General features: G+C 47.2%; 1 protein-coding gene. It reads left to right on the top strand.

Annotated elements, in window-relative coordinates; translation table 11 throughout:
- Positions 1–394, top strand: a 394-nt coding sequence (locus tag BN338_RS09400; protein ID WP_039761530.1) for a helicase-related protein, incomplete at both ends; no start/stop codon positions are given.

The following is a 394-nucleotide window of genomic DNA, read 5'->3' as shown; positions in this document are numbered from 1 at the left end:
GTGCCTTGGCTTTTTGTAAAGATATCAAAACCTCTAAACGGATCCGTGATACCTTTCAAGGAAAAGGTGTTAAGAGGATTTTCAACAGACTTTATCAAAACCACCCCGATACACCCCCTCTGATCTGTGAAGTTGATCATATTGATGGGAAGGATGGCGCCAAGGAGCGGTCAAGAAAACTGGATTGGCTTGAAGAAAATGTGGGGGAAAATCACTGTCGTGTGCTGACCAATGTAAGATGTTTGTCTGAGGGGGTGGATGTGCCTAGCTTGGATGCGGTGATGTTTTTACACCCGCGTAAAAGCCAAGTCGATGTGATACAGGCGGTAGGACGTGTGATGCGTCGCGCTCCGGGCAAAAAAAGAGGCTATATCATTTTACCCGTTGGGGTCCC

The organism is Bartonella queenslandensis AUST/NH15 (genome assembly GCF_000312585.1).
GTDB lineage: Bacteria > Pseudomonadota > Alphaproteobacteria > Rhizobiales > Rhizobiaceae > Bartonella > Bartonella queenslandensis_A.
The sequence above is the reverse complement of the archived record's forward strand: the minus strand, read 5'-3'. Positions and strand labels throughout refer to the sequence as shown.